The sequence below is a fragment of the Streptomyces sp. NBC_01006 genome (genome assembly GCF_045162725.1).
In the GTDB taxonomy this organism is placed as follows: Bacteria; Actinomycetota; Actinomycetes; order Streptomycetales; family Streptomycetaceae; genus Streptomyces.
The window spans coordinates 5,693,907-5,714,941 of sequence record NZ_CP108700.1 but is presented as its reverse complement, the minus strand read 5'-3'; the positions used below and the strand labels follow the sequence as shown (position 1 = coordinate 5,714,941).

Annotated in this window: 20 protein-coding genes, 1 pseudogene and 1 riboswitch; of the genes and pseudogenes, 12 read left to right on the top strand and 9 right to left on the bottom strand. The window is 71.7% G+C overall.

Features of this window, described 5'->3' with window-relative positions; genetic code table 11:
- Window positions 1-137: 137 nt before the first annotated feature.
- Both OG509_RS26310 and OG509_RS26305 read left to right on the top strand, forming a co-directional pair.
- Window positions 138-545 carry an SsgA family sporulation/cell division regulator gene (locus tag OG509_RS26310; RefSeq protein ID WP_406184984.1) on the top strand — a complete coding sequence of 136 codons (408 nt, stop codon included), beginning with the start codon at window positions 138-140 and terminating at the stop codon, window positions 543-545.
- Window positions 546-662: 117 nt separating this feature from the next.
- Window positions 663-1,169, top strand: coding sequence for a hypothetical protein (locus OG509_RS26305; protein WP_406184983.1), 507 nt, complete (start codon window positions 663-665; stop codon window positions 1,167-1,169).
- A gap of 209 nt (window positions 1,170-1,378) precedes the next feature.
- Here OG509_RS26305 and OG509_RS26300 read toward each other — a convergent pair.
- Window positions 1,379-2,376 (bottom strand): annotated as a pseudogene (locus OG509_RS26300) (IS5 family transposase).
- Between the two features lie 60 nt (window positions 2,377-2,436).
- Window positions 2,437-2,645, top strand: a riboswitch (cobalamin riboswitch).
- A gap of 28 nt (window positions 2,646-2,673) precedes the next feature.
- Between OG509_RS26300 and OG509_RS26295 the strand changes: the two are divergent.
- Genes OG509_RS26295 through OG509_RS26275 form a run of 5 tightly spaced genes read left to right on the top strand, consistent with a single transcriptional unit; the run spans window position 2,674 to window position 5,915 of the window.
- The gene (locus tag OG509_RS26295; protein WP_406184981.1) at window positions 2,674-3,369 is read left to right on the top strand and encodes an energy-coupling factor ABC transporter permease; all 696 of its coding nucleotides are present in this window, start codon (window positions 2,674-2,676) and stop codon (window positions 3,367-3,369) included.
- Between the two features lie 2 nt (window positions 3,370-3,371).
- On the top strand, window positions 3,372-3,764 hold the full coding sequence (locus OG509_RS26290; protein ID WP_406187688.1) for an energy-coupling factor ABC transporter substrate-binding protein: 393 nt from the start codon (window positions 3,372-3,374) through the stop codon (window positions 3,762-3,764).
- A 3-nt stretch (window positions 3,765-3,767) separates the two neighbouring features.
- The gene (gene cbiQ / locus OG509_RS26285; RefSeq protein WP_406184980.1) at window positions 3,768-4,517 is read left to right on the top strand and encodes a cobalt ECF transporter T component CbiQ; all 750 of its coding nucleotides are present in this window, start codon (window positions 3,768-3,770) and stop codon (window positions 4,515-4,517) included.
- On the top strand, window positions 4,514-5,353 hold the full coding sequence (locus OG509_RS26280; protein ID WP_406184979.1) for an energy-coupling factor ABC transporter ATP-binding protein: 840 nt from the start codon (window positions 4,514-4,516) through the stop codon (window positions 5,351-5,353). The genes cbiQ and OG509_RS26280 overlap by 4 nt, the downstream gene beginning before the upstream one ends.
- Window positions 5,354-5,378: 25 nt before the next feature.
- Window positions 5,379-5,915: a PadR family transcriptional regulator gene (locus OG509_RS26275; protein ID WP_406184978.1), complete on the top strand. Its 537-nt coding sequence runs from the start codon at window positions 5,379-5,381 to the stop codon at window positions 5,913-5,915.
- A gap of 62 nt (window positions 5,916-5,977) precedes the next feature.
- Here the strand turns inward: OG509_RS26275 and OG509_RS26270 are convergent, their stop codons facing one another.
- From OG509_RS26270 to OG509_RS26240, 7 genes are all read right to left on the bottom strand, one after another.
- Window positions 5,978-6,190, bottom strand: coding sequence for an EF-hand domain-containing protein (locus OG509_RS26270; RefSeq protein WP_030159204.1), 213 nt, complete (start codon window positions 6,188-6,190; stop codon window positions 5,978-5,980).
- A 79-nt stretch (window positions 6,191-6,269) separates the two neighbouring features.
- Window positions 6,270-7,460: a YncE family protein gene (locus OG509_RS26265; RefSeq protein WP_406184976.1), complete on the bottom strand. Its 1,191-nt coding sequence runs from the start codon at window positions 7,458-7,460 to the stop codon at window positions 6,270-6,272.
- Window positions 7,457-8,236 carry a polysaccharide deacetylase family protein gene (locus tag OG509_RS26260; protein WP_403724278.1) on the bottom strand — a complete coding sequence of 260 codons (780 nt, stop codon included), beginning with the start codon at window positions 8,234-8,236 and terminating at the stop codon, window positions 7,457-7,459. The genes OG509_RS26265 and OG509_RS26260 overlap by 4 nt, the downstream gene beginning before the upstream one ends.
- A 403-nt stretch (window positions 8,237-8,639) precedes the next feature.
- On the bottom strand, window positions 8,640-9,143 hold the full coding sequence (locus tag OG509_RS26255; RefSeq protein WP_406184974.1) for an ATP-binding protein: 504 nt from the start codon (window positions 9,141-9,143) through the stop codon (window positions 8,640-8,642).
- A 243-nt stretch (window positions 9,144-9,386) separates the two neighbouring features.
- Window positions 9,387-10,154 carry an enoyl-CoA hydratase/isomerase family protein gene (locus tag OG509_RS26250; protein WP_385588144.1) on the bottom strand — a complete coding sequence of 256 codons (768 nt, stop codon included), beginning with the start codon at window positions 10,152-10,154 and terminating at the stop codon, window positions 9,387-9,389.
- A gap of 85 nt (window positions 10,155-10,239) precedes the next feature.
- Entirely contained in the window at window positions 10,240-11,481 is a 1,242-nt protein-coding gene (locus OG509_RS26245; RefSeq protein ID WP_406184972.1) for an Ig-like domain-containing protein, read from the bottom strand.
- Window positions 11,482-11,589: 108 nt separating this feature from the next.
- A complete protein-coding gene (locus OG509_RS26240; RefSeq protein WP_406187687.1) occupies window positions 11,590-12,810 on the bottom strand; it encodes an Ig-like domain-containing protein in 1,221 nt (406 codons plus the stop codon).
- 180 nt (window positions 12,811-12,990) lie between these two features.
- Between OG509_RS26240 and glgX the strand changes: the two genes are divergently transcribed.
- Together glgX and OG509_RS26230 are read left to right on the top strand one after the other, a co-directional pair.
- Window positions 12,991-15,348, top strand: coding sequence for a glycogen debranching protein GlgX (gene glgX, locus OG509_RS26235; RefSeq protein ID WP_406184970.1), 2,358 nt, complete (start codon window positions 12,991-12,993; stop codon window positions 15,346-15,348).
- 131 nt (window positions 15,349-15,479) lie between these two features.
- Complete coding sequence (locus tag OG509_RS26230) at window positions 15,480-16,202, top strand: CDP-alcohol phosphatidyltransferase family protein (RefSeq protein ID WP_406184968.1); 723 nt, start codon at window positions 15,480-15,482, stop codon at window positions 16,200-16,202.
- On the opposite strand, the gene OG509_RS26225 is transcribed toward OG509_RS26230, so the two are convergent.
- Window positions 16,183-16,653 (bottom strand): adenylyltransferase/cytidyltransferase family protein, encoded by a 471-nt coding sequence (locus OG509_RS26225; protein WP_406184967.1) that lies wholly within the window; start codon window positions 16,651-16,653, stop codon window positions 16,183-16,185. The genes OG509_RS26230 and OG509_RS26225 overlap by 20 nt on opposite strands.
- Window positions 16,654-16,825: 172 nt before the next feature.
- Here OG509_RS26225 and OG509_RS26220 point away from each other — a divergent pair, with 172 nt between their 5' ends.
- The 3 genes from OG509_RS26220 to OG509_RS26210 are packed head-to-tail and all read left to right on the top strand — an operon-like array spanning window position 16,826 to window position 21,035.
- Window positions 16,826-18,031 (top strand): glycosyltransferase family 4 protein, encoded by a 1,206-nt coding sequence (locus OG509_RS26220; protein WP_406187686.1) that lies wholly within the window; start codon window positions 16,826-16,828, stop codon window positions 18,029-18,031.
- A complete protein-coding gene (locus OG509_RS26215; protein WP_406184965.1) occupies window positions 18,028-19,815 on the top strand; it encodes a lipopolysaccharide biosynthesis protein in 1,788 nt (595 codons plus the stop codon). The genes OG509_RS26220 and OG509_RS26215 overlap by 4 nt, the downstream gene beginning before the upstream one ends.
- On the top strand, window positions 19,812-21,035 hold the full coding sequence (locus OG509_RS26210) for a hypothetical protein (protein ID WP_406184964.1): 1,224 nt from the start codon (window positions 19,812-19,814) through the stop codon (window positions 21,033-21,035). The genes OG509_RS26215 and OG509_RS26210 overlap by 4 nt, the downstream gene beginning before the upstream one ends.

Below are 21,035 nucleotides of genomic sequence, written 5' to 3'. Positions count from 1 at the left end.
TGAGAAGACGGGCCCAGCGGCCCCCGGGGTCGGGACCTTCGACCCACGGGGGCGGCCGCGGGGTGGGCTAGCTTGCCCGGAGGGGCCCGCGAGGGCCGCATGCCCCCCGGCCGGGACACGACAGAGAGGCGCAGCGCATGGACGGCATCGAGTACCGCGTCCTCCCGCTCCGGCTGGAGGCCTCGCCCGAGCCCGTGCCGGTGTGCGGGGCCTTCACCTACCGCCGCGACCGGCCCTACGAGCTGGCGCTCGACTTCCGGGGCGCCGGGATGCACCTGGCGCACTGGGTCTTCTCCCGGGACCTGCTGCTCGACGGGGAGACCTGCGCGACGGGCGAGGGGGACATCCAGGTGTGGCCGCGGTGGCAGGGCGGGGAGCCGCGGGTCTTCCTCGCCTTCAGCAACGGCGCGCAGAGCTGCGTGGTGTCCGCCCGGGCGAAGGACGTACGGGCGCTGTGCCGGCGGCTGGTCGCTCTGGTGCCACGGGGCGAGGAGCGGCGCCACTACGACCTCGACGCCGAGCTCAGCACCCTCCTGCCCCGATAAGTCAGCATTGAGGACGTTTCCTTTTAATTTAGTCCGGTTTGAGTGGAACCATGAGCCTGCCGGAAGTGTCCTCAGCAGTGACACCGGTCCCCGCCTCCTCAGAACCAGGGGGACGTCATGAACCACCTCCGCCGCCGACAGCTCGTGGCCCTCGCCACAGGTGCGCTGCTCACCGCCGGGATCACCCTCGCCGCGCCGGCCTCGGCCGCCGTCCGGCCCACGCCCACGCCGCTCGTCGTGAACGCCCGCTGGGGCGGGCACTGCACGTACGACCGCATCGTCATCGACCTGCGGGGATACGTTCCCCAGGCCACCGTCACCCGCGTCCCCCGGCTGGTCCACGACGGGTCCGGCGCACCCGTACCGCTGGCCGGGAAGTACTTCCTGGAGATCCGGCTGCATCCCGCCGCGGCACACGACCGCGCGGGCAACAGCACGTATCACGGCCCGAAGCTGGTCAAGATCCACCTGCCGCAGCTGAAGGGCCTCGCCCTGACCGGCGACTTCGAGGGGTACGTGACCTTCGGCGCCGCCTTCGGCGCCAAGCCCTCCGTCAGCACCTTCAAGCTGCACGCGCCCGAGCGGTTCGTGCTGGACGTCGCACACCGCAACGTGTGCGGTTAGGAGTGGGGGCGAGGGCTGGACGGGTACCGCCGGGTCCCCGTTGCCGAACCAGTCCTGCGTGCACGCGTACCGGCCCGGCGCGGCCGCGCACACCAGCCGCCCAGGTCGCGTCGCGGTCGTTGAAGGGGCAGCCGTCCTTGAACGTGCGACCAGCCGGGCCGGGTTGGTGCCGGTCCGTCCCTCCGACTAGGGCCTGTTCTGAGTTCGGATCACGGGGTGCCAGGGAGGCTGCGTAGCCAAAGGATGGATCCTCGCAGGTGGAGTCCGGCGAGATAGCTCTCAGGTGTCTTGTCGTAGCGGGTGGCCAGCCCCCGCCATTCCTTGAACTTGTTGATGGCACGCTCGACGGTGTTCCGGTCTTTGTAGAGCTCGGCATCGTGGGAGACCGGGCGGCCGCCCTGTGAGCCCCGCTTCTTGCGGTTGGCTGCCTGGTCGGCCTTCTCCGGGATCACCGCCTTGATGTTGCGTCTTCGCAGGTGGGCGCGGTTGGCGCGGGAGGAGTACGCCTTGTCTCCGGCTACGGCGTCCGGCCGGGTCCTGGGGCGGCCCATCGGAACACGCACCTTGATTTTCTCCAGGACCGGGATGAACCGCGGACTGTCCGCGGCCTGTCCGGGGGTGAGGATGATGGACAGTGGGCGGCAGCGCCGGTCGGTCGCGAGGTGCACCTTGGTGGTCAGCCCGCCCCGGGAGCGTCCCAGCTCGGCGGCCTTCAGCCGGACCTTGCGGCGTCGGCGTACCGCGCGGCGCCGTGCCCGTTCGGCTTCCTCACCGCCCTCGGGCCCCTCGGCTACGGAGTCGTTTTGTCCGGTTGCCGAAGCCCCTTTTCCTTCATCAAGGCCTTCTCCAGGTCCTCCAGGAGCTCGGGGTCGACCACCATGCCCGCCGCGTGGTGATGCGCGCGGGCGACGGTGGAGTCCACGCTGACCAGGCTGAGGTCGACATCGTCGCGTGCCGCCGCCTCGGCGATCACCACGTCCATGAGGGTCTGGAAGATCCCGCCACGTGCCCACATGCGGAACCGGTCGTAGATCGTTGACCAGGAGCCGTAGCTTGCCGGCACGTCCCGCCAGGGGCAGCCGGTACGGAACCTCCACATCACCGCATTGAAGTAACTGCGCAGGTCAGGGATCGGCCCGGACGCCCCCAGCGGGAGGTGCGGCTCGATCAACTCCCATTCGCCATCGGTCAGATCACCACGCGTCATACAACCGTGCTACCAGCCGAAGCGCCCGAACGAAGGCCGAACGCCCCGATTGTGATCCGGACTCAGAACAGCCCCTAGGGTCAACGGGCCTTGGTGTTCGGGAAACCGGTGGAAGACCGGTGCGGCCCTCGCCACTGTGAACGGGAAGTCCGGCTCCATCCTGCGGGAAGCCACTGGGCGGCGCGGGAGGTTCCGCACCGCCCGGGAAGGCGGAGCCAGGGCATCAGCACCCGTGAGCCAGGAGACCGGCCGGGGCGCGTCGTCCATCCACGAGGTGCTGGAGAGGTCTCCCCACACATGCATATAGCCGAGGGGTTCCTGCCCCCTTTGCACGCGGTCGCCTGGGGCGCCGCGTCCGCTCCCTTCGTCGTCCACGGGGTCCGCGCCCTCACCCGCGAGGTGAAGGCGAACCCGGAGAGCACGCTGCTGCTCGGGGCGTCCGGAGCATTCACGTTCGTCCTGTCCGCCTTGAAGATCCCGTCGGTGACGGGCAGTTGCTCGCACCCCACCGGGACCGGGCTCGGGGCGATCCTGTTCCGGCCGCCCATCATGGCGGTGCTCGGCACTATCACCCTGCTCTTCCAGGCGCTGCTGCTGGCGCACGGCGGGCTGACCACCCTCGGCGCGAACGTCTTCTCGATGGCGATCGCCGGACCCTGGGCGGGGTACGGGGTCTACCTGCTGCTGAAGCGCTTCGACGTCCCGCTGATGGTGACGGTCTTCTTCGGTGCCTTCTTCGCCGACCTGGTCACCTACTGCGTCACCTCCGTGCAGCTGGCGCTGGCCTTCCCCGACCCGGGTACCGGGTTCCCGGGCGCCCTCGCGAAGTTCGGCGGCATCTTCGCGATCACCCAGATCCCGCTCGCGGTGAGCGAGGGGCTGCTGACGGTGCTCGTGATGCGGCTGCTGATGCAGTCGAGCAAGTCGGACCTGGTCCGGCTGGGCGTGGCGAAGCTGAGCGGGCGCAGCGGGCACGAGGCGGCGGTCCGATGAGCATGAGCCGGAACGCGAAGATCAACGGCCTGCTGCTGCTCCTGGTGGCGATGCTTGCCGTACTGCCGATCGCGCTGGGGATGGGCGAGGGCAAGGAGGAGCCGTTCACGGGCGCCGACGCGCAGGCGGAGACGGCGATCACCGAGCTGAAGCCGGACTACGAGCCGTGGTTCTCCCCGCTGTACGAACCCCCCTCCGCGGAGGTGGAGTCGGCGCTGTTCGCCCTCCAGGCGGCACTGGGCGCGGGCGTGCTCGCGTACTACTTCGGGGTCCGCAAGGGCCGCCGCCAGGCCACTGCCGCCGCCACTGCCGCCGCCGCTGCCGCTGCCACGCGTGCCGCGGACCGCGCCGCGGCCCCGGCTCCGACGGCGGATCCCGCCGGCGCGGAGTCGTAGCCGGTGCTGCCGATCGACGTGGCGGCGCACGGCAGTCGGTGGCGCCGCCGCCATCCCTTGGAGAAGGCCCTGCTCGGACTCGGGCTGACGGTCACCGCCGTGTGCCTGCCGCCCTGGCCCGGCGGGCCGCTGGTCGCCGCCGCCACCCTGGCCGTGCTCCTCGGCCCGGCGGGCGTGGCCGGGCGGCAACTGTGGCGGGCCTTCCGGATCCCGCTGGGCTTCTGCTTCACCGGCGCGCTGCCGCTGCTCGTCGCCGTCGGCGGCCCGGCCGGGTTCGTCTCGCTCGCGCCCGACGGCCCCCTGCATGCCGCCGAGTTGCTGCTGCGGACCTCGGCGGCCTCCCTCGGGGTGCTGCTGTTCGCCTTCACCACGCCCGTCTCGGACGTCCTGCCCCGGCTTGTCCGGGCCGGGGTCCCGGCGCCGGTGGTGGACGTGGCCCTGGTCATGTACCGCATCGGCTTCCTGCTGCTGGACTCGATGGCCCAGGTCCGGCGCGCCCAGGCGGCCCGCCTCGGCCAGTCCGGGCGGGCGGCGCTGTGGCGTTCGCTGGCCGGGCTCGCCGCGACCTCCTTCGTACGGGCCTTCGATCGCGCGGCGCGGCTCCAGGAGGGCCTGGCCGGGCGCGGCTACGACGGCGCGCTGCGGGTCCTCGTGCCGGAGGCGGCCCTGTCCTGGCGGTTCCTCGCGGCGTCGGGGGCCCTGCTGGCGGCCCTGATCACCCTGACCCTCACCCTGAAGGGGCTTTACCCGTGAACCCGTTGGACCGCTCGAACCCGTTGGTGGAACTGGCCGGAGCCGGCTACGCGTACGAGGACGGCCCGGTGGTCCTCGCCGACGTGGACTTCGCCATCGCCGAGGGCCGGGCGCTGGTCCTGCTGGGCCGCAACGGCAGCGGGAAGACCACGCTGATGCGGCTGCTGAGCGGGGGCCTGCGGCCCGGCCCGGGCTCGCTGCGCCTCGACGGCACGGCGGTCTCGTACGACCGGGCGGGGCTGACCCGCCTGCGCTCGGCGGTGCAGCTGGTGGTCCAGGACCCGGACGACCAGCTGTTCGCGGCCTCGGTGGAGCAGGACGTGTCGTTCGGCCCGATGAACCTGGGGCTGGCGGCGGACGAGGTCCGCGCCCGGGTGGACTCGGCGCTCGCCGCGCTGGACATCACGGCGCTGCGGGACCGCCCGACGCACCTGCTCTCGTACGGCCAGCGCAAGCGCGCGGCGATCGCGGGGGCGGTGGCGATGGCTCCGCGGGTGCTGATCCTGGACGAGCCGACGGCGGGCCTGGACCCGGACGGGCAGGAGCGCCTGCTGGACGTCCTGGCGGGGCTGCGCGCGGCCGGCACCACGGTGGTGATGGCCACGCACGACGTCGACCTGGCGGTCCGCTGGGCCGACGACGCGGCGGTCCTGACCCCGTCGGGCATCCGCACGGGCCCCGCGCAGACCCTCCTGTCGGACCCGCGGCTCCTGGCCTCGGCAGGGCTGCGCCAGGCCTGGTCCCCGGCGGTGGCGTCCTTCCTCCGCGCCCACGCCCTGCTGGCCCCCCAGGACCCGGGCCCGAAGACCCCGGAAGCCCTGTCCGCCTGGCGGTAGGGGTCTGCATCCCTAGGATGGCGGCATGTCGCTGCCGCACGCCATCCTCACCGCCCTGATGGAGAAGCCCTCGTCGGGGCTGGAGCTGACGCGGCGGTTCGACAAGTCGATCGGATACTTCTGGTCCGCCACGCATCAGCAGATCTACCGCGAGCTCGGCCGGCTGGAGGAGGCCGGGCTGATCCGGGCGCTGCCCAGCGAGGTGCCCGTACGGGGGCAGAAGAAGCAGTACGAGGTCCTGGACGCCGGCAGCGCGGAGCTGGCGCGGTGGGTCGGCGAGAGCCAGGACCCGAAGGCCATCCGGGATCCGCTGCTGCTGCGGATCCGGGCGGCCGCCGTGGTGGGGCCGCACGGGCTGGCAGCGGAGCTGCGGCGCCATCTGGAGCTGCACCGGCGGCAGCTGGCGGTCTACGAGGCCATCGAGGAGAAGGACTTCCCGCCGGGGCGGGACTCTGCCGAGGACCGGCTGCGGCGGCTCGTCCTGCACGGCGGCACCGGCCTGGAGACGTTCTGGCTGCGCTGGCTGGAGGAGGCCCTGGCCGAGGTCGAGGACATGGCCTGACCAAGGCAGAGCCCCCGCCCGCCCTTCAGGAGGGCGGTGCGAGGGCTCTCGCAAGGGCTGGGTTACTTGTTCAGGGCGGCCCAGAACTCGTCGAAGCTCATGCGGCCGTCGCCGTTCGCGTCCTTGGCGGCGATCACGGCGTCCGCGACGGCGCCGGTGACGAACGCGTCGCCCATCGCCTTCATGGCCGCGCTGTACTCGTCCGCCGTGACGAAGCCGTCACCGTCCGCGTCGAACTTGCCGAACGTCGCCCGCGCGCTCTCGATGTCAGCCACTGGGATCCACCCCTTCTCGGTGCTTGTTGACCGGCCAAGGGTAGCGGCAGTCATCCCCGGCCCTGTCCGGGGGCCGTGTCTAGCGGAAGATCCCCGTGTGGCCGAGCGAGTAGCGGCCCGGCTGCGGGTAGACGGCCAGGCCGTGCGGGCCGCCGCCCACCCGGATCCTGGCGAGCTGCTGACCGGTCGCCGTGTCGATCGCGTAGACCTCGGAGTTGTAGCGTCCCGACAGCCACAGCACCTTGCCGTCGGCGGAGACGCCGCCCATGTCCGGGCTGCCGCCTTCCGGCAGCTCCCACTTCTTCGTGAGCTTGTTCTGCTTGAAGTCGAAGACGGAGATGCTGCCCTCGCCCCGGTTGGAGATGTACATCTCCCTGGAGTCGCGGCTCACGTAGAGGCCGTGCGTGCCCTTCCCGGTGGGCAGCAGCTTGGGGATGTCGAACTTGTCCCCGCTGAGCACCCACATGCCGTCCGCCATCATGTCCGCGACGTAGAAGGTCTTCCCGTCCGGGGAGACCTTCACGTCCTGCGGCATCGCGCCCTCGAACGGCAGCTTCTGCTGGCCGACGACCTCCATCTTCTCGGTGTCCACCTTGAGGAGCTCGCCGGAGAACTCGCAGCTCACGATGAAGTACCGGCCGTCGGCGGAGAAGTCCGCGTGGTTGACCCCGAAGCAGGTCACCGGGACCGTCTTCACCCGGTTCATCGTGTGCGGATCGCGGAAGACCAGCTCGCGGTCCATGGACGCCATCACGACCGCGTACTTGCCGTTCGGCGTGAAGTACAGGTTGTACGGGTCGTGCACCTCGACCGGCTCGCCCGCCTCGCCGGTGGCCGGGTTGATCGGGGTGAGCGTGTGGCCGCGGTTGTTGTTGACCCACAGGGTCTTCATGTCCCAGGACGGGACGACGTGCTGGGGCTGGATCCCGACCGGAATGGTGTCGATGACCTTGTACGTCTTCGGGTCGATGACGGACACCGTGTTGGAGGTGGTGTTCGGCACGTAGACGCGCGACGGGAAGTCCCTGACCACCGGCGAGAGGTTGTTCGGCCGGTCGGCCGCGTACACGTCCTTCGGGTCGAGGAGCGGCGGCATGCCGGCCAGGCCGGGCGGTACGGCCGGGACGGCCTTGACGGGCTGACGGGCCGGGGCCGCGGAGCCGAGCACCTCGGCGGGCTCCTTGTCGGCCGCTCCGCAGCCGGCCAGGGCGGCGAGGACCAGACCGGCCAGCAGCACGGCGGCCTTCCGGGGAAGGCGGGTGGTCTTCATGAGGTCAGCAGCTCCGTGGTGGTCACCGCGCGCAGCTTGCGGCGCGCGAGTTCTTCGAGGAGGGGCGGCATCGCGTCGACCGTGTCCGCGTAGCCGAAGTGCAGGCTCACCACCGATCCGCCGTGGATCGTCCCGGTGACGGTGCGGATGACGGCCGCGGCGCCGGGCGAGGTGAAGTCGAGGGAGTCCACGTCGTACGAGAGGACGTGCGGGTAGCCCGCCCGCCGGGCCAGCTCCTTGACGAGCGGGGTGGCGTACTGGGTCTGGGAGGGCCGGAACCAGGTGCCGATGGAGCCGGTGAGCCGCTTCAGCCGCTGGGCGCAGCCGGTGATCTCGGCGTGGGCCTCCGCCTCGGGCATGTCGTTGATCGCGAGGTGGCGCTGGGTGTGGTTGCCGAGCTCGTGGCCGCCGTCCAGGACCCGGCGGGCCATGTCCGGGTGGGCGTCGAGCCAGCTGCCGATCGCCAGTACGGTGACCCGCGCGCCCGCTCTCTCGGCCTCGGCCAGTACGGCCCGGGCGATGGCGGGGTCCCCGTTGCCGTGGAAGGTGAGGGCGACCAGGGGGCGGTCGCGCGGACCGTGCGCGATCTCGTCGGGCTGGCCGGGGAACCGGCGCGGGGCGGCGGCGGCCCGGACGGGGGCGGGTTTCGCCGAGGGCGCCTCGGCGGGCGGGCCCGCGGGCGTACGGGCGTCCGTGCCGCAGGCGGCGGTGAGGGCGCCGACGGCGGCCGCGGCTCCGGCGCGGAGGGCGGATCGGCGGTCCGGGTAGCAGAGCACCTGCCCATTTAAGGGGCGGATGGCGTGGAAGATAACGATTGACCCATTTCGGGATCTTCGCCGGAGTGCACCCGGACGAGGGAGTGTCCGGTATTAGATCAATGAATCACACGGATCGGTGGATAGTTATTCATCGATTGCGAGGCGGGTGGCCCACCTCACCTAGGATTTAACCCGAAACTCTTGCTATTTGCACACTTATGTCCAGGTTGGGACTTTTGGCGTTTGGTCGCCCGTCTGCCATAGTCGGAATCACGGCTTCCCCATTGACCCGAGCGAAGTCGCCACGCCGAGGATCACACCCCCTTCGATCCTCGGCGCATCCATGAAGCCCCCACGACGCCCCACCACGGCGACCGGGGGCTTCGGGCATTCCCGGGGGGCGATGTCCGCACGGGAGCGGTCAGCGGTCGGCCACCCGCATCTCGAACCAGGTGATCTTGCCTCGCGGCAGCAGGTCGGCGCCCCAGCGGTCGGAGAGCTTGTCGACGAGGAAGAGCCCCCGCCCTGTGGTGTCCAGCTCGTGCACCGGCATCAGGCAGGGCAGCCCGCGCGAGGGGTCGCGCACCTCGACCCGGATCCAGCCGCGCCGCCGGTGCATCCGTAAGCCGAACGACCGGGCGCCGGTATGCCGCACCGCGTTGCCGACGAGCTCGGAGACCAGCAGGACGGTGTGCTCGGACACCTGCGGGGAGAATCCCCAGAAACGGATCACCACGTACTGGGTGAGCCGGCGGGCCGTGCTCGCCGACTCCGGCATGGACGGCAGGATCACTTCCGCCTCAGCCGGGTTCCCGTACAACTCCAGCGCCTTGAGACCCTGTTCATCCTCAAGAGCCGCCGTCAGCCGTACGACGGAAGCGCTGTTGCGCTGCCGCGGCTGTTCCACACCCTCCAGGCCCGCCATGAACCCATCATGGACGGCCGATGTGCCCGCCCGGGCCGTTCCTTAGGAAAACACCCCCCGGAATCGTCGATTCCAAGGGGGCGTTCCGTCATATGCGCAGGGCAACCGGAGAGTCGTGGGACCACCCTGATCTGCGGTGACCCACCGTTCCCGGAAGATCACCGGCAGTGGATCTCCACTGTGCCTTAAGGCTCCCTTAAGGCCTGGCTAATCCACCCCTAGGGAGGACCAACGGCCTTCCGGCTAGACGAACTTCGCCTTGCCCGGGCCCTCCTCGACGAAGCTGCGCATGCCGCGCTCGCGGTCCTCGGTGGCGAACAGGCCCGCGAACCAGTTGCGTTCGATGGTCAGGCCGGTGTCGATGTCCGCCTCCAGGCCCGCGTCCACGCACTCCTTGGCGGCGCGCAGCGCGATCGCCGGGCCCTGGGCCAGCTTGGCGGCCCAGGCGTGCGCCTGCTCGTACACCTCGGCGGCGGGCACGACCCGGTCCACGAGACCGAGGGAGAGCGCCTCCTCGGCCTTGACCATGCGGCCGGTGAAGATCAGGTCCTTGGCCTTGGACGGACCGATCAGCCGGGACAGCCGCTGGGTGCCGCCGGCCCCCGGGATCAGGCCCAGCAGGATCTCGGGCTGGCCGAGCTTCGCGTTGTCGGCGGCGATCCGGTAGTCGGCGCACAGCGCGAGCTCGCAACCGCCGCCGAGGGCGTAGCCGGTGACGGCGGCCACGACCGGCTTGGGGATCCGGGCCACGGCGGTGAACGCGTCCTGGAGCGCGCGGGACCGGGCGACCATCGCCGCGTGGTCCATCGTCTGCATCTCCTTGATGTCCGCGCCGGCCGCGAACACCTTCTCGCCGCCGTAGATGATCACCGCGCGTACGTCGGCCCGGTCGGTGGCCTCCACCGCGAGCTCGCGCAGCCGGTCCTGGGTGGCGATGTCCAGGGCGTTCATGGGCGGCCGGTCCAGGCGGAGGGTGCCGACGCCTTCGGAGACTTCGAGAGAGAGGGTCATACGCGGAAGGTTAGCGGTGGCTAACGCGAGTGGCCCGGTGCTGTGGGTCACAGCGCCGGGCCACTCGACTACGTACGGGGGAGGACTACTTGATCCACTCCGCCCAGTCCATGTTCCAGCCGTTGAGGCCGTTGTCCGGGGCGATCTGCTTGTCCTTGGAGTTCTTCACGATGACGACGTCGCCGATCAGCGACTCGTTGAAGAACCAGGCGGCGGGCTGGTTGCCGTCACCGGCGCCGCGGACGTCCTTGAGGCCCACGCAGCCGTGGCTGACGTTCTCGGAGCCGAACGTGCCCGAGGAGGCCCAGTAGTTGCCGTGGACGAAGGTGCCCGACTGCGACAGGCGCATGGCGTGCGGGACGTCCGAGATGTCGTACTCGCCGCCGAAGCCGACGGTCGCGCCGTTCATCCGGGTCACCTTGTACTTCTCGCTGATGACCATCTGACCGTTGTACGTGGTCGTCGACGGGGCGCCCGCGGTGATCGGGAGGTCCTTGAACACCTGGCCGTCGCGGACGACCTGCATCGTGTGCTCGCTCGCGTCAACCGTGGAGACCTGCGAGCGGCCGATGGTGAAGGTGACCGTACGGGTCTGCTTGCCGTAGACGCCGGGGCGGCCTTCGACGCCGTCGAGGGCCATCTTCACGGTGACCTTGGTGCCCGCTGCCCAGTACTTCTCGGGGCGGAAGTCGAGGCGGTCGTTGCCGAACCAGTGGCCCTCGACCGGGACCGACGGCTCGGCCGTCACCGTGATGGCCTTCTCGACGGCCTCGGTGTTGGTGATGCCGCGGGTGAAGTTGAACGACACCGGCATGCCCACGCCGACGGTCTCGCCGTCCTCGGGCGTGTAGTGGCCGACGAAGGTGTTGGTCGGGGTGAGAGTGGTGAACGTGGTGTCCTTGGCGGACTCGCGGCCGGACTCGTCCTTGGCGACGGCGTGCACCTTGTACTCGGTGGCGGCGGCCAGGTTGCGGGCGGGCTCCCAGCTCGCGCCGTCCTCGGCGAGCTTGCCGTCGACGGCGTTGCCCTTGGTGTCGGCGACGGTCACCGTGGTGAGCTTGCCGCCGGTGCTGGTTATCTTCAGGATGCCGCTGGTGGCGACCTCCTTGGCCCCGTCGTCCGGCTTGACGCTGACGACGGCCTTGGACGCCTCGGTGCCGTTCTTGCCGCCTCCGCCGGCGCCGTTGTCGCCGCCTCCCCCACCCGTGTTGCCGCCGCCGCTGCACGCGCTGGTGAGCAGCAGTGCCGCTCCGAGCAGGAGGGCCGGCAGGCCGGTGCGGCGGGCGCGGCCGCGTATCGGCTGCAGGTTCACTCTTCTTCTCCCCATGTCCCCCGCGCGCGGACAGTCGCGCGCATGTCGACAGGAAATCACACGGGGGGATCACGAAGAGAAACGGTCTTGTCACCGTTCCGTCCCAAGAGGAGGGAACGCCCGTCAGGTGATGGCGGAGCCCGCGACCCAGTCCGCCCAGGACATGTTCCAGCCGCCCAGTCCGTTGTTCGGGGAGACCGTCTTGTCCTGGGAGTTCACGACCTCCACCACGTCCCCGACCAGGGTCCGGTCGAAGAACCAGCCGGCCGGGGTGTCCGAGCCGCCGCCCTTGTCGTCGCGCAGCCCCACGCAGCCGTGGCTGGTGTTGGTGGAGCCGAAGGTGTCGGGGCTGGCCCAGTAGTTCCCGTGCAGGAAGGTCCCGGAGGTGGTCAGCCGCATGGCGTGCGGGACGTCGGGGATGTCGTACTCGCCGCCGAACCCGACGGTCTGGCCGTTCATCCGGGTCACGTCGAACATCTCCAGCACCACCATCTTGCCGTTGTAGGTGGTGTTCTTGGGCGCTCCGGCACTGATCGGGAGGGTTTGGACCAGCTTCCCGTCGCGGCGGACCTCCATCGTGTGCGCCTCCGCGTCCACGAGGGAGACCTGGGAGCGGCCGACCGTGAAGGTGACGGACTTGTCCTGGATGCCGTACGAGCCGGGCGCGCCCTGCACGTCCCGCAGTTTCATGGTGATGGTGACCTCGGTGCCGGGCTTCCAGTACTGCCTGGGCCGGAAGTCGAGGCGCTCCTTGCCGAACCAGTGGCCGACGACCTGCACCGGGGGCTTGGAGGTGATGGTGATGGCCCGCTCGACGTCGGAGCGGTTCGCGATCGACCGGTTGAAGTTGAAGGAGACGATCATGCCGGTGCCGACGGTGGAGCGGTTCTCGGGCTTGAAGTAGCCGATGAACCGCTCCTCGGGGACGTAGGTGGTGAAGGTGGTGTGCCGGGCCTGGCGCCGGTTGTGGCCGTCGAGGGCGACCGCGTCCACGGTGTACTTGGCGGCGAGCGCGAGCCGGCCGCCCTCGGCGTCGGGGCTCCAGCTGAGGCCGTCGGGGGCGATGGAGCCGGGCACGCGCTCCTCCTGGGCGTCCTCGACCTTGGTCACCACGACCCGTTCGAGGCGGCCCTCGGGCACTCTGACGGTCAGCGGACCCTCGGCCGGGACCCCCTTGGCGTTGTCGTCGGGGGTGATCCGGATGGCCTCGTCGGGCGACCGGGGCTTGCCGGGAAGCTGGATCTCGACGGGGGAACCGCCGCTCGCGGTGCATCCGGCCAGGCCGCCCAGCAGGCCCGCCCATGCCGCCACGGCGGCCAAGCCCGCCCCTGCCCGCCTCGTCAGAAGTGTCACGGTCCCTCCAACGACGGGGCCCCTCCGGGGGAAACGTGAGCGCGGGCCACGTTCCGGGCAGATCTCTCCGGGCAGAACAGTGGGAAGGACCAGACGGGGGCGGGCCCGGGCAGGGACGCCGGGGCCGCACTGCCTTCCCCCGCCGGTACCCAGGAGCCGTGGAGGCGGGCAGTGTCGAGCGCAGCCGAGCAAGAGGCGGTGGATGCCGCCGCCATGGAGTCAGTGACCTCAGTGGCCCCAGTGGAGCCGGTCGGGACGAGGGAGGCGGTGGAAGCGGTGCGCAGCGGCGGGGCCGCGCCGCCCGCCCCGCACGTCAACGGCCGGTGGAGCGGGCCGGTGATCCAGGGTCGCGAGTCGGCCTTACGGGCCGTCACTCGCTCGGGACCCCCGGTGTGGCCGGGGTCCTCGCACCCGCTGGGGGCGCGGTTCCACAGTGGCCCGGACGGGACGGCGGGCACCAATTTCGCATTGTGGGCGCAGGGCGCGGAGGCGGTGGAGGTGTGCCTCTTCGACGCGGAGGGCGCCGAGACCCGGTGTGCGCTGACCGAGCTGACGCACGAGATCTGGCACGGCTTCCTGCCCGGGGTGCGCCCCGGGCAGCGGTACGGGTTCCGGGTGCACGGCCGCTGGGACCCCTGGACGGGGGCCCGGTTCAATCCGGCCAAGCTGCTGCTGGACCCGTACGCCCGGGCCGTCGACGGGGACTTCGTGCTGCCGCCGGAGGTGTACGGGCACGTCCGCGACTGGCCGCAGCAGTACATCGCGGACACCGTGCGCGACGACCGCGACTCGGCGCCGTACGTCCCCAAGGGGGTCGTCGTCCACGATGACGACGACTGGGCCGACGACGTCCGGCCGAAGACCCCGTGGGCCGATTCGGTGATCTACGAGCTGCACGTGCGCGGGTTCACGATGCGCCATCCGGGTGTTCCCGAGGAGCTGCGCGGCACGTACGCGGGCCTGGCCCATCCCGCGGCGGTGGAGCACCTGGTGAAGCTGGGCGTGACGGCGGTCGAACTGCTGCCGGTGCACCAGTTCGCGCACGAGGACCACCTGCTGCGCCGGGGCCTGCGCAACTACTGGGGCTACAACTCGATCGGCTACTTCGCCCCGCACGCCGGCTACTCCTCGTCCGGCACGGCCGGGCAGCAGGTCGGCGAGTTCAAGCGGATGGTGCGGGCCCTGCACGCGGCCGGGATCGAGGTCATCCTCGACGTGGTCTACAACCACACGGCGGAGGCCGGCGAGCTGGGCCCGACGCTGTCGCTGCGCGGGATCGACAACCGGGGCTACTACCGGCTCCAGTCCGACCAACGCCGGTACGCCGACTACACGGGCTGCGGGAACACCCTGCACGCGGGGCGCCCGCACGTGCTGCGGCTCATCACGGACTCGCTGCGCTACTGGGTGACGGAGATGGGGGTGGACGGGTTCCGCTTCGATCTGGCGGCGGCGCTGGCCCGCTCGATGCACGACGTGGACATGCTGTCGCCGTTCCTCGCGGTGATCGCCCAGGACCCGGTGCTGCGTCGGGTCAAGCTGATCGCCGAGCCCTGGGACGTGGGCTCGGGCGGCTACCAGGTGGGGGCGTTCCCGCCGCTGTGGACGGAGTGGAACGACCGGTACCGCGATGCCGTCCGGGACTTCTGGCGGGGCGCGCTGCCGGACGTACGGGACCTCGGGTACCGGCTGTCGGGCTCCAGCGACCTGTACGCGTGGGGCGGGCGGCGGCCGTACGCCTCGGTGAACTTCGTGACGGCGCACGACGGCTTCACCCTGCGCGACCTGGTGTCGTACGAGCGCAAGCACAACGAGGCGAACGGGGAGGCGGGCCGCGACGGGACCAACGACAACCGCTCGTGGAACTGCGGGGTCGAAGGTGAGACGGACGATGCCCGGATCGGGGTGCTGCGGCGGCGGCAGCTGCGCAACCTGCTGACCACGCTGCTGCTGTCGACCGGGGTGCCGATGCTGGTGGCCGGGGACGAGTTCGGGCGGACGCAGGGCGGCAACAACAACGCGTACTGCCAGGACAACGAGACGGGCTGGGTGGACTGGTCGCTGCTGGAGGATCCGGCCTGGCAGGAGCTGTTCGCGCTGGCCGCGCGGCTGGTGGCGCTGCGCCAGGAGCATCCGGTGCTGCGCCGGCGGGCGTTCTTCTCGGGGCGGCCGCAGGGCGCGGACGGGCTGCGGGACCTGGCCTGGTTCACCCCGTCGGGCACGGAGATGACCGAGCGGGACTGGTACGCCCCGGCCGCCGCGCTCGGCATGTACCTGTCGGGGCGGGACATCCCGGGCCGCGACGAGCGGGGGCGGCAGGTCAGCGACGACAGCTTCCTGGCCCTGCTGCACGCCGGGGACCGGCCGGTGGCGTGGGTGCTGCCGGGCGCACCGTGGGCGGCGGTCTACGAGCTGGTGCTGGACACCGCGCGGGAGGACCAGGCCGCGCCTCCCGGCACCCGGCACCGGGGCGGGGAGACGCTGACGGTGCCGGCCCGGTCGGTGCTGCTGCTGCGGGTGGTCGGCTGAGGTGGATGCACGGCCGGGTAGGGCGCGCGGCCGAAGCGGGGCGGGGGCCCTCCCCCGTCCTGCGATGATGTGGCCTCGTACACACGTGCACCCGTACGCGTGTGCCACATCGGCAGGAATCAGGGGTACGCATGGCGACAGTGGGGACCGCGCTGCGGGAGCTGCGCGGGGCGCAGAAGTCGGCGAAGGGGGTGTCGCTCTACTCGCGGTTCGTCAACCGGCCCGCAGGGCGGTATCTGGCCGCCGTGTCGCATGCGCTCGGGCTGACCCCGAACCAGGTGACGCTGGTCAGCGCCGCCTTCAGCTTCGCCGCCGCGGCCGCCGTGGCGCTCGCCGCGCCCTCGTGGGGACTGGGCGTCGCCGTGTGGGCCGCGCTCGCCGTCGGCTTCGCCTTCGACTCGGCCGACGGGCAGCTGGCCCGGCTGCGCGGGGGCGGCAGCGCCTCGGGCGAGTGGCTGGACCACGTCGTGGACTGCGCCAAGCTGACCGCCCTGCACAGCTGCGTACTGATCGCGTTCTACCGCTTCCCCGAGGCGTACGGGACGGGCGCCGCCGGCTGGCTGCTGGTGCCGCTGGGCTTCCAGTTCGCCTCGGTCGTCACCTTCTTCGGCGGGCTGCTGACCGAGAAGCTCAAGCCGAAGCCGGCGCCGGGGAGCCCCGCCGCAGCGCCCTCGACCGTGCGTGCGGTGGCGCTGCTGCCCGTGGACTACGGCGTGTTCTGCCTGGTGTTCCTGGTGCTCGGGGGCGGGGGTCTGTTCCGCTGGGCGTACGCGGGGCTCGGCGCGGTCGCGGTGCTGTTCCTGGCGGCGTTCCTCGCGAAGTGGTTCCGGGAGCTCAGCGCCGTTCCGCGCTGAGCGGCTCGGACAGCGCGTCCAGGGCCCGGCGCAGCTGGGTGCTGGAAGTGTGCACCGTGTAGGGGAAGTAGACGACGTCGACGCCGACGGCGGCGAAGTCCTTCTCCAGCTTGTCGCCCTTGGGAGTGGCCCTCCAGTCGTCGCCCTTGAAGATCACGTCGAAGCGGACCTGCTTCCAGGTCTCCACCTTGTCCGGGACCGTTTCGACGAACGCCGCGTCCACGTACCGGACGCTACGGACGATTTCCAGCCGCTCCACGAGCGGGATCATCGGGCGGCGCCCCTTGGCCAGTTCCGCCATCTCGTCGGAGACCACCCCGGCGACCAGGTAGTCGCACTGACTCCGGGCGTGCCGAAGGATATTGAGATGCCCGATATGGAACAGATCGTACGCACCCGGCGCGTACCCGACTCGGTACGGTCTGTGCGCAGGTGCGCCAAGGTCGGACATGTCGCGCTCCGTCATGAGTTACCCCCCAGCGACCACACCCCCCGGTGTGGTGGATTAGCAGACAATAGCGTGCACGTTCCGCACGCTGTCGGTGAACGAATAGGGTGACGTGCGCATCATCCTGGGGAGAAGGGGACGTTCAGTGTCGAGATCCGGTCACCGGCGCCTGCTGCTGGTTTCCACCAACTACGCTCCCGAGCACGCGGGGATTGGGCCGTACGCCACCCAGATCGCGGAGCACTGGGCGGATCTCGGCCACGACACCCATGTGCTCGCCGGCATGCCGCACTACCCGTCGTGGTCGTTGGAGCCGGAGTACAAGGGGGCGCTCCGGCGCACGGAACGGCGCGCGGGGGTCACAGTGCACCGGCGTGCACACACCGTGCCGCCCCGTCAGACCGCCGTCAAGCGGGCCCTTTTTGAAGGATCGATTCTGCTACACGGCTCCGTGGCCCCGCCCCGGATGCAGCGCCCGGACGCGGTCATGGCCCAGATGCCCAGCCTGGCCGGCGGGATCCTCGCGGCCCGGCTCGCCGCCCGCTGGAAGGTCCCGTTCATCCCGGTCGTCCAGGACCTGATGGGCGCGGCGGCCGCGCAGAGCGGAATCAGCGGCGGCGACAAGGCGGCCGCGATCGCCGGGCGCGCGGAGGCGTACGCCCTGAAGCGGGCCACCCTGGTCGGCGTCATCCACGAGACCTTCGTGGACCGGGTCGTCGGCATGGGCGTGGACCCGAAGAAGATCCGCCTCGTGCCCAACTGGTCCCACGTCCCGCAGCCCACCCGGCCGCGCGGCCAGACCCGGCGCCACCTCGGCTGGGCCCCCGGCGAGCCGGTCGTCCTGCACTCCGGGAACATGGGCCTCAAGCAGGGCCTCGAAGTCCTCGTGGGCGCCGCCCGCCTGGATCCGGGTGTCCGTTTCGTCCTGATGGGCGACGGCAGTCAGCGCTCGGCCCTGGCCGACCTCGCGGCAGACGTGCCGAATCTGGACATCATCCCCCCTGCCGCCGACGGAGAGTTCCCGGATATCCTCGCGGCGGCGGACGTTCTCGCCGTGACGCAGCACGCGGCCGTGCTCGACATGAGCGTGCCGTCCAAACTGACCTCCTACTTCCAGGCCGGCCGACCCGTCATCGCGTCCGTTGCGGCGCAGGGCGGCACGGCCCAGGAAGTGGAACGCTCGGGCGCAGGGGTGCTCGTACCACCGGAGGACCCCCACGCCCTGCTGAAGGCCGTACGGGCCCTCGCCGAGGACCCCGAGGGCGCGGATGCGCTCGGGGCGGCCGGGCCCCGGCACGTGGCGGCCCACCTGAGCCGTGACGCGGGCCTGGCCCGTATCGACGCACTGATAGACGAAGCACTTGGGGGTCCGCAGCCGTGATCGAGACGAACCGCCCTGCGTCGGTCCCGGCGGAGGACGAACCGGACCTCCTCAGGGACCAGTTCAAGCAGCTCCTGCGCTACCGCCGCCTCCTCGGGGCGGGCGTCGGCATCGGCCTGCTGGGCGGCGTCTACCTCGGCATATCCACGTCCGACACCTATGTCGCCACCGCCGACATCGTGCTGCGCGCGCCCACCGACGACCCGTTCAACCCGAGCCTCGCGCCCGACAAGGCGATCAACATCGGATCGGAGCGGCAGGTCGCGCTCAGCTCCTCCATAGCCAACGAGGCCGCGAAGAAGCTCGGCGTGACCTCGAAGGACTTCGCCGGCCTGCGCAGCGGCCTGCAGGTGACCAACCCGCCGCAGACGATGGTGCTGCGCTTCACGTACACCGCGTCCTCCGCCAAGGAGGCGGCCACCCGCGCCAACGCGATGACCGAGGCGTACCTGCTCAAGCGGCAGGAGTCCCTCGACGTCACGCGCGACAAGATGGTCAAGGGCTACCAGGACCAGCGCGACCCGGTCGCCAAGAACCTGGACGAGCTCGTCAAGCAGATCAACACCATGCCGGCCGGCACGGGCCGCGACGCCGCGTACGCCTCGAAGACCGACCTGCAGAGCAAGGTCAACACCCTCAACGGCAACATCGCCAAGCTCCAGGCCCTGGACATGAGCCCGGGCCGGGTCACCAGCCCCGCGACCCCGCCGTCCGACACCGACGGCCCCGGCCTCCTGATGTCGCTGGCGCTCGGCGCGGCCGTGGGCCTCGCCCTGGGCCTGCTCGCCGCGTGGGTCCGGCTCGTGTTCGACCCCGCGCCGCGCTCCGAGGGCGATGTCGCGCGGGCCCTGCGCGCGCCCGTACTCGGCTACCTGCCGCGGTCCAAGACCGGCGGCGGGCCGCTGCTCGCGGCCGGCGAGGAGGACCCCCGGCTCGCCGAGGAGTTCCGCTCGGTGGCCTTCCGGCTCGCGTACGACTCCCGCTTCGCCGACCGGCGCCGGCTGCTGGTCGTCGCCCCGCGCGGCAGCAGCGAGACCGCCGCCGCGGCCGCGGTGAACCTGGCCGCCTCCTTCGCGGAGACCGGCAAGGACGTCCTGCTCATCGAGGCCGACCTGCGCACGCCGGTACTGGCCAGCCAGCTGCCGACCGGCGTCGGCCGGCCGCGCTGGAGCCAGGCGCCGGGCGGCGCGGCCGCGGCCCACGGCGACACCGAGTGGCCCGACGGGCGCCAGCTCGTCGTCGACGCCGGGGAGTCGGGCGCCTTCGACCTGATCCCGGGCGAGCCGGTGCGCAACGTGGCCCGCGCGCTGACCTCCCCGCGCGCCACCCGCCTGATCTCCGAGGCCGACTCCCCCAACTCCACGGTCGTCGTGCTCGCGCCGCCCGTGCTCTCGTACGCCGACGCCCTCGCGCTCGTCGACCGCGTCGACGGCGTCCTGGTCGTCTGCGACCCGCGCGCCGTCCACCGCACCGACCTGTCCCGGATCCGCGAGCTGATCAGCGGCGCCGGCGGCACGGTGCTCGGCGCGGTGCTGCACGCTCCGCTGCCGGGCGAGAAGCGCGGCCGGGGCGGCCGCGGCGGCAAGGCGAAGGGCGCGTCCGCCGCCCCGGCGCAGGCTTCCCGGCCGTCCGCGCCGCAGGCGCAGCCGCTCACGCGGGAGCCGAACCAGGGGCAACAGGGCCAGGGCCAGCAGGCGCGCCGGCAGGCCGAACCGGAGCAGCACATCCCGGGCGACGGCACGGACACGGTGGCCCTGCGCACGGTGCGCATGGGCCGCAGATGAGCCGGCGCGGCCTCGCCGCCGTCTCCTCGGTCCTGGACCAGGCCGCGTCCAGCGCCACCAACATCCTGGTGCTGGTGCTGGCCGCCCGGCTGTCCTCGGCGTCCGGCTTCGCCGACTTCTCGATGGTGTACGTGACGTTCAGCGTGCTCCTCGGGCTGAACATGGCGTACGTGGGCCAGACGGTGGTGCTGGAGAAGGACGCGGACCGGCTGGGCGCGGTGTGCCGCTCGGGCCTCGCGTTCACCGGGGCCGCCTCGGCGGCGGCGGGCGCGGCGCTGGCCGTCGTAGGCCTCGCCGTGCCCGGGGCCGGCGGCTGGGCGTTCCTCGCGCTGGGCCTCGTACTGCCGCTGGTGCTCGTCCAGGACGGGCTGCGGTACTGCTTCTCCGCGCTGCGCACCCCCGAGCGGGCGTTGGCCGCGGACGCGCTGCGGCTGGTGTGCGTCGTCGCGGCGCTGCTGCTCCAGCCCGAAGGGGCTTCGGCGGGGCGGCTGGTGCTGGTGTGGGGGGCCTCGGCGCTTCCGGCGCTCGCTCTGGGGCTCTGGCTCCTGCGTCCGTACGTCCGGGGCTCGGTGGCCGATCTGCGGCCGTACCTGCGGCGGGGGCACCTGGGGCAGCGGTTCGTGGTCGAGTTCGCGGTGGGCAACGGCTCCAGCCAGCTGGCGGTGCTGGGGCTCGGCCTGTTCGCGACCCCGCTGGCGGTGGGCGCGCTGCGGGGTGCGACGACGTTGTTCGGGCCGCTGAACGTGCTGTTCAACTCGGCGAACGCGTTCGGCCCGCCGGTGGTCGGGCGGGCGTCGGGCAAGCGGGGCGTGGTCCGGCTGACGGCGGCGATGGGCGGTGTGCTGGCGGCGCTGGGCGCCGGCTGGGGCGCGGCCCTGTACGCGCTGCCCGAAGGCCTGGGCCGGGAGCTGTTGGGCGACACGTGGGCGGCGGCGTCCGCCCTGCTACCCGCCACGGGAGCCCAGTACGCGGTGATGGGCCTGGGCACGTGCGCCCTGCTGACCCTGCGGGTGCTGAACCCGAAGGCGACGCTGTCCTTGCAGGTGGTGTTCTCGCTGCTGTCGGTGGCGCTGCTGCTGGGCGGCTACGCGGTGGCCGGCGTGGCCGGCGCCGCATGGGGCCTGGCGGCTGGCTCGGCCCTGAAGGCCACGGCGGCCTGGCTGCGCGTCTCCCGCGTCCCGGCCCGCGCGCCGGAGCCGCCGGTGACGACGGCGGCCTGA

What these genes read in the sequence shown, in the direction of transcription:
- OG509_RS26210 (WP_406184964.1), top strand. Translation starts at nt 19,812, where the DNA reads ATGAGCCGGCGCGGCCTCGCCGCCGTCTCCTCGGTCCTGGACCAGGCC.
- OG509_RS26225 (WP_406184967.1), bottom strand. Translation starts at nt 16,653, where the DNA reads ATGTCCGACCTTGGCGCACCTGCGCACAGACCGTACCGAGTCGGGTAC.
- OG509_RS26265 (WP_406184976.1), bottom strand. Translation starts at nt 7,460, where the DNA reads ATGAAGACCACCCGCCTTCCCCGGAAGGCCGCCGTGCTGCTGGCCGGT.
- OG509_RS26255 (WP_406184974.1), bottom strand. Translation starts at nt 9,143, where the DNA reads ATGGCGGGCCTGGAGGGTGTGGAACAGCCGCGGCAGCGCAACAGCGCT.
- OG509_RS26290 (WP_406187688.1), top strand. Translation starts at nt 3,372, where the DNA reads ATGAGCCGGAACGCGAAGATCAACGGCCTGCTGCTGCTCCTGGTGGCG.
- OG509_RS26245 (WP_406184972.1), bottom strand. Translation starts at nt 11,481, where the DNA reads ATGGGGAGAAGAAGAGTGAACCTGCAGCCGATACGCGGCCGCGCCCGC.
- OG509_RS26310 (WP_406184984.1), top strand. Translation starts at nt 138, where the DNA reads ATGGACGGCATCGAGTACCGCGTCCTCCCGCTCCGGCTGGAGGCCTCG.
- OG509_RS26250 (WP_385588144.1), bottom strand. Translation starts at nt 10,154, where the DNA reads ATGACCCTCTCTCTCGAAGTCTCCGAAGGCGTCGGCACCCTCCGCCTG.
- OG509_RS26275 (WP_406184978.1), top strand. Translation starts at nt 5,379, where the DNA reads ATGTCGCTGCCGCACGCCATCCTCACCGCCCTGATGGAGAAGCCCTCG.
- OG509_RS26230 (WP_406184968.1), top strand. Translation starts at nt 15,480, where the DNA reads ATGGCGACAGTGGGGACCGCGCTGCGGGAGCTGCGCGGGGCGCAGAAG.
- OG509_RS26295 (WP_406184981.1), top strand. Translation starts at nt 2,674, where the DNA reads ATGCATATAGCCGAGGGGTTCCTGCCCCCTTTGCACGCGGTCGCCTGG.
- OG509_RS26305 (WP_406184983.1), top strand. Translation starts at nt 663, where the DNA reads ATGAACCACCTCCGCCGCCGACAGCTCGTGGCCCTCGCCACAGGTGCG.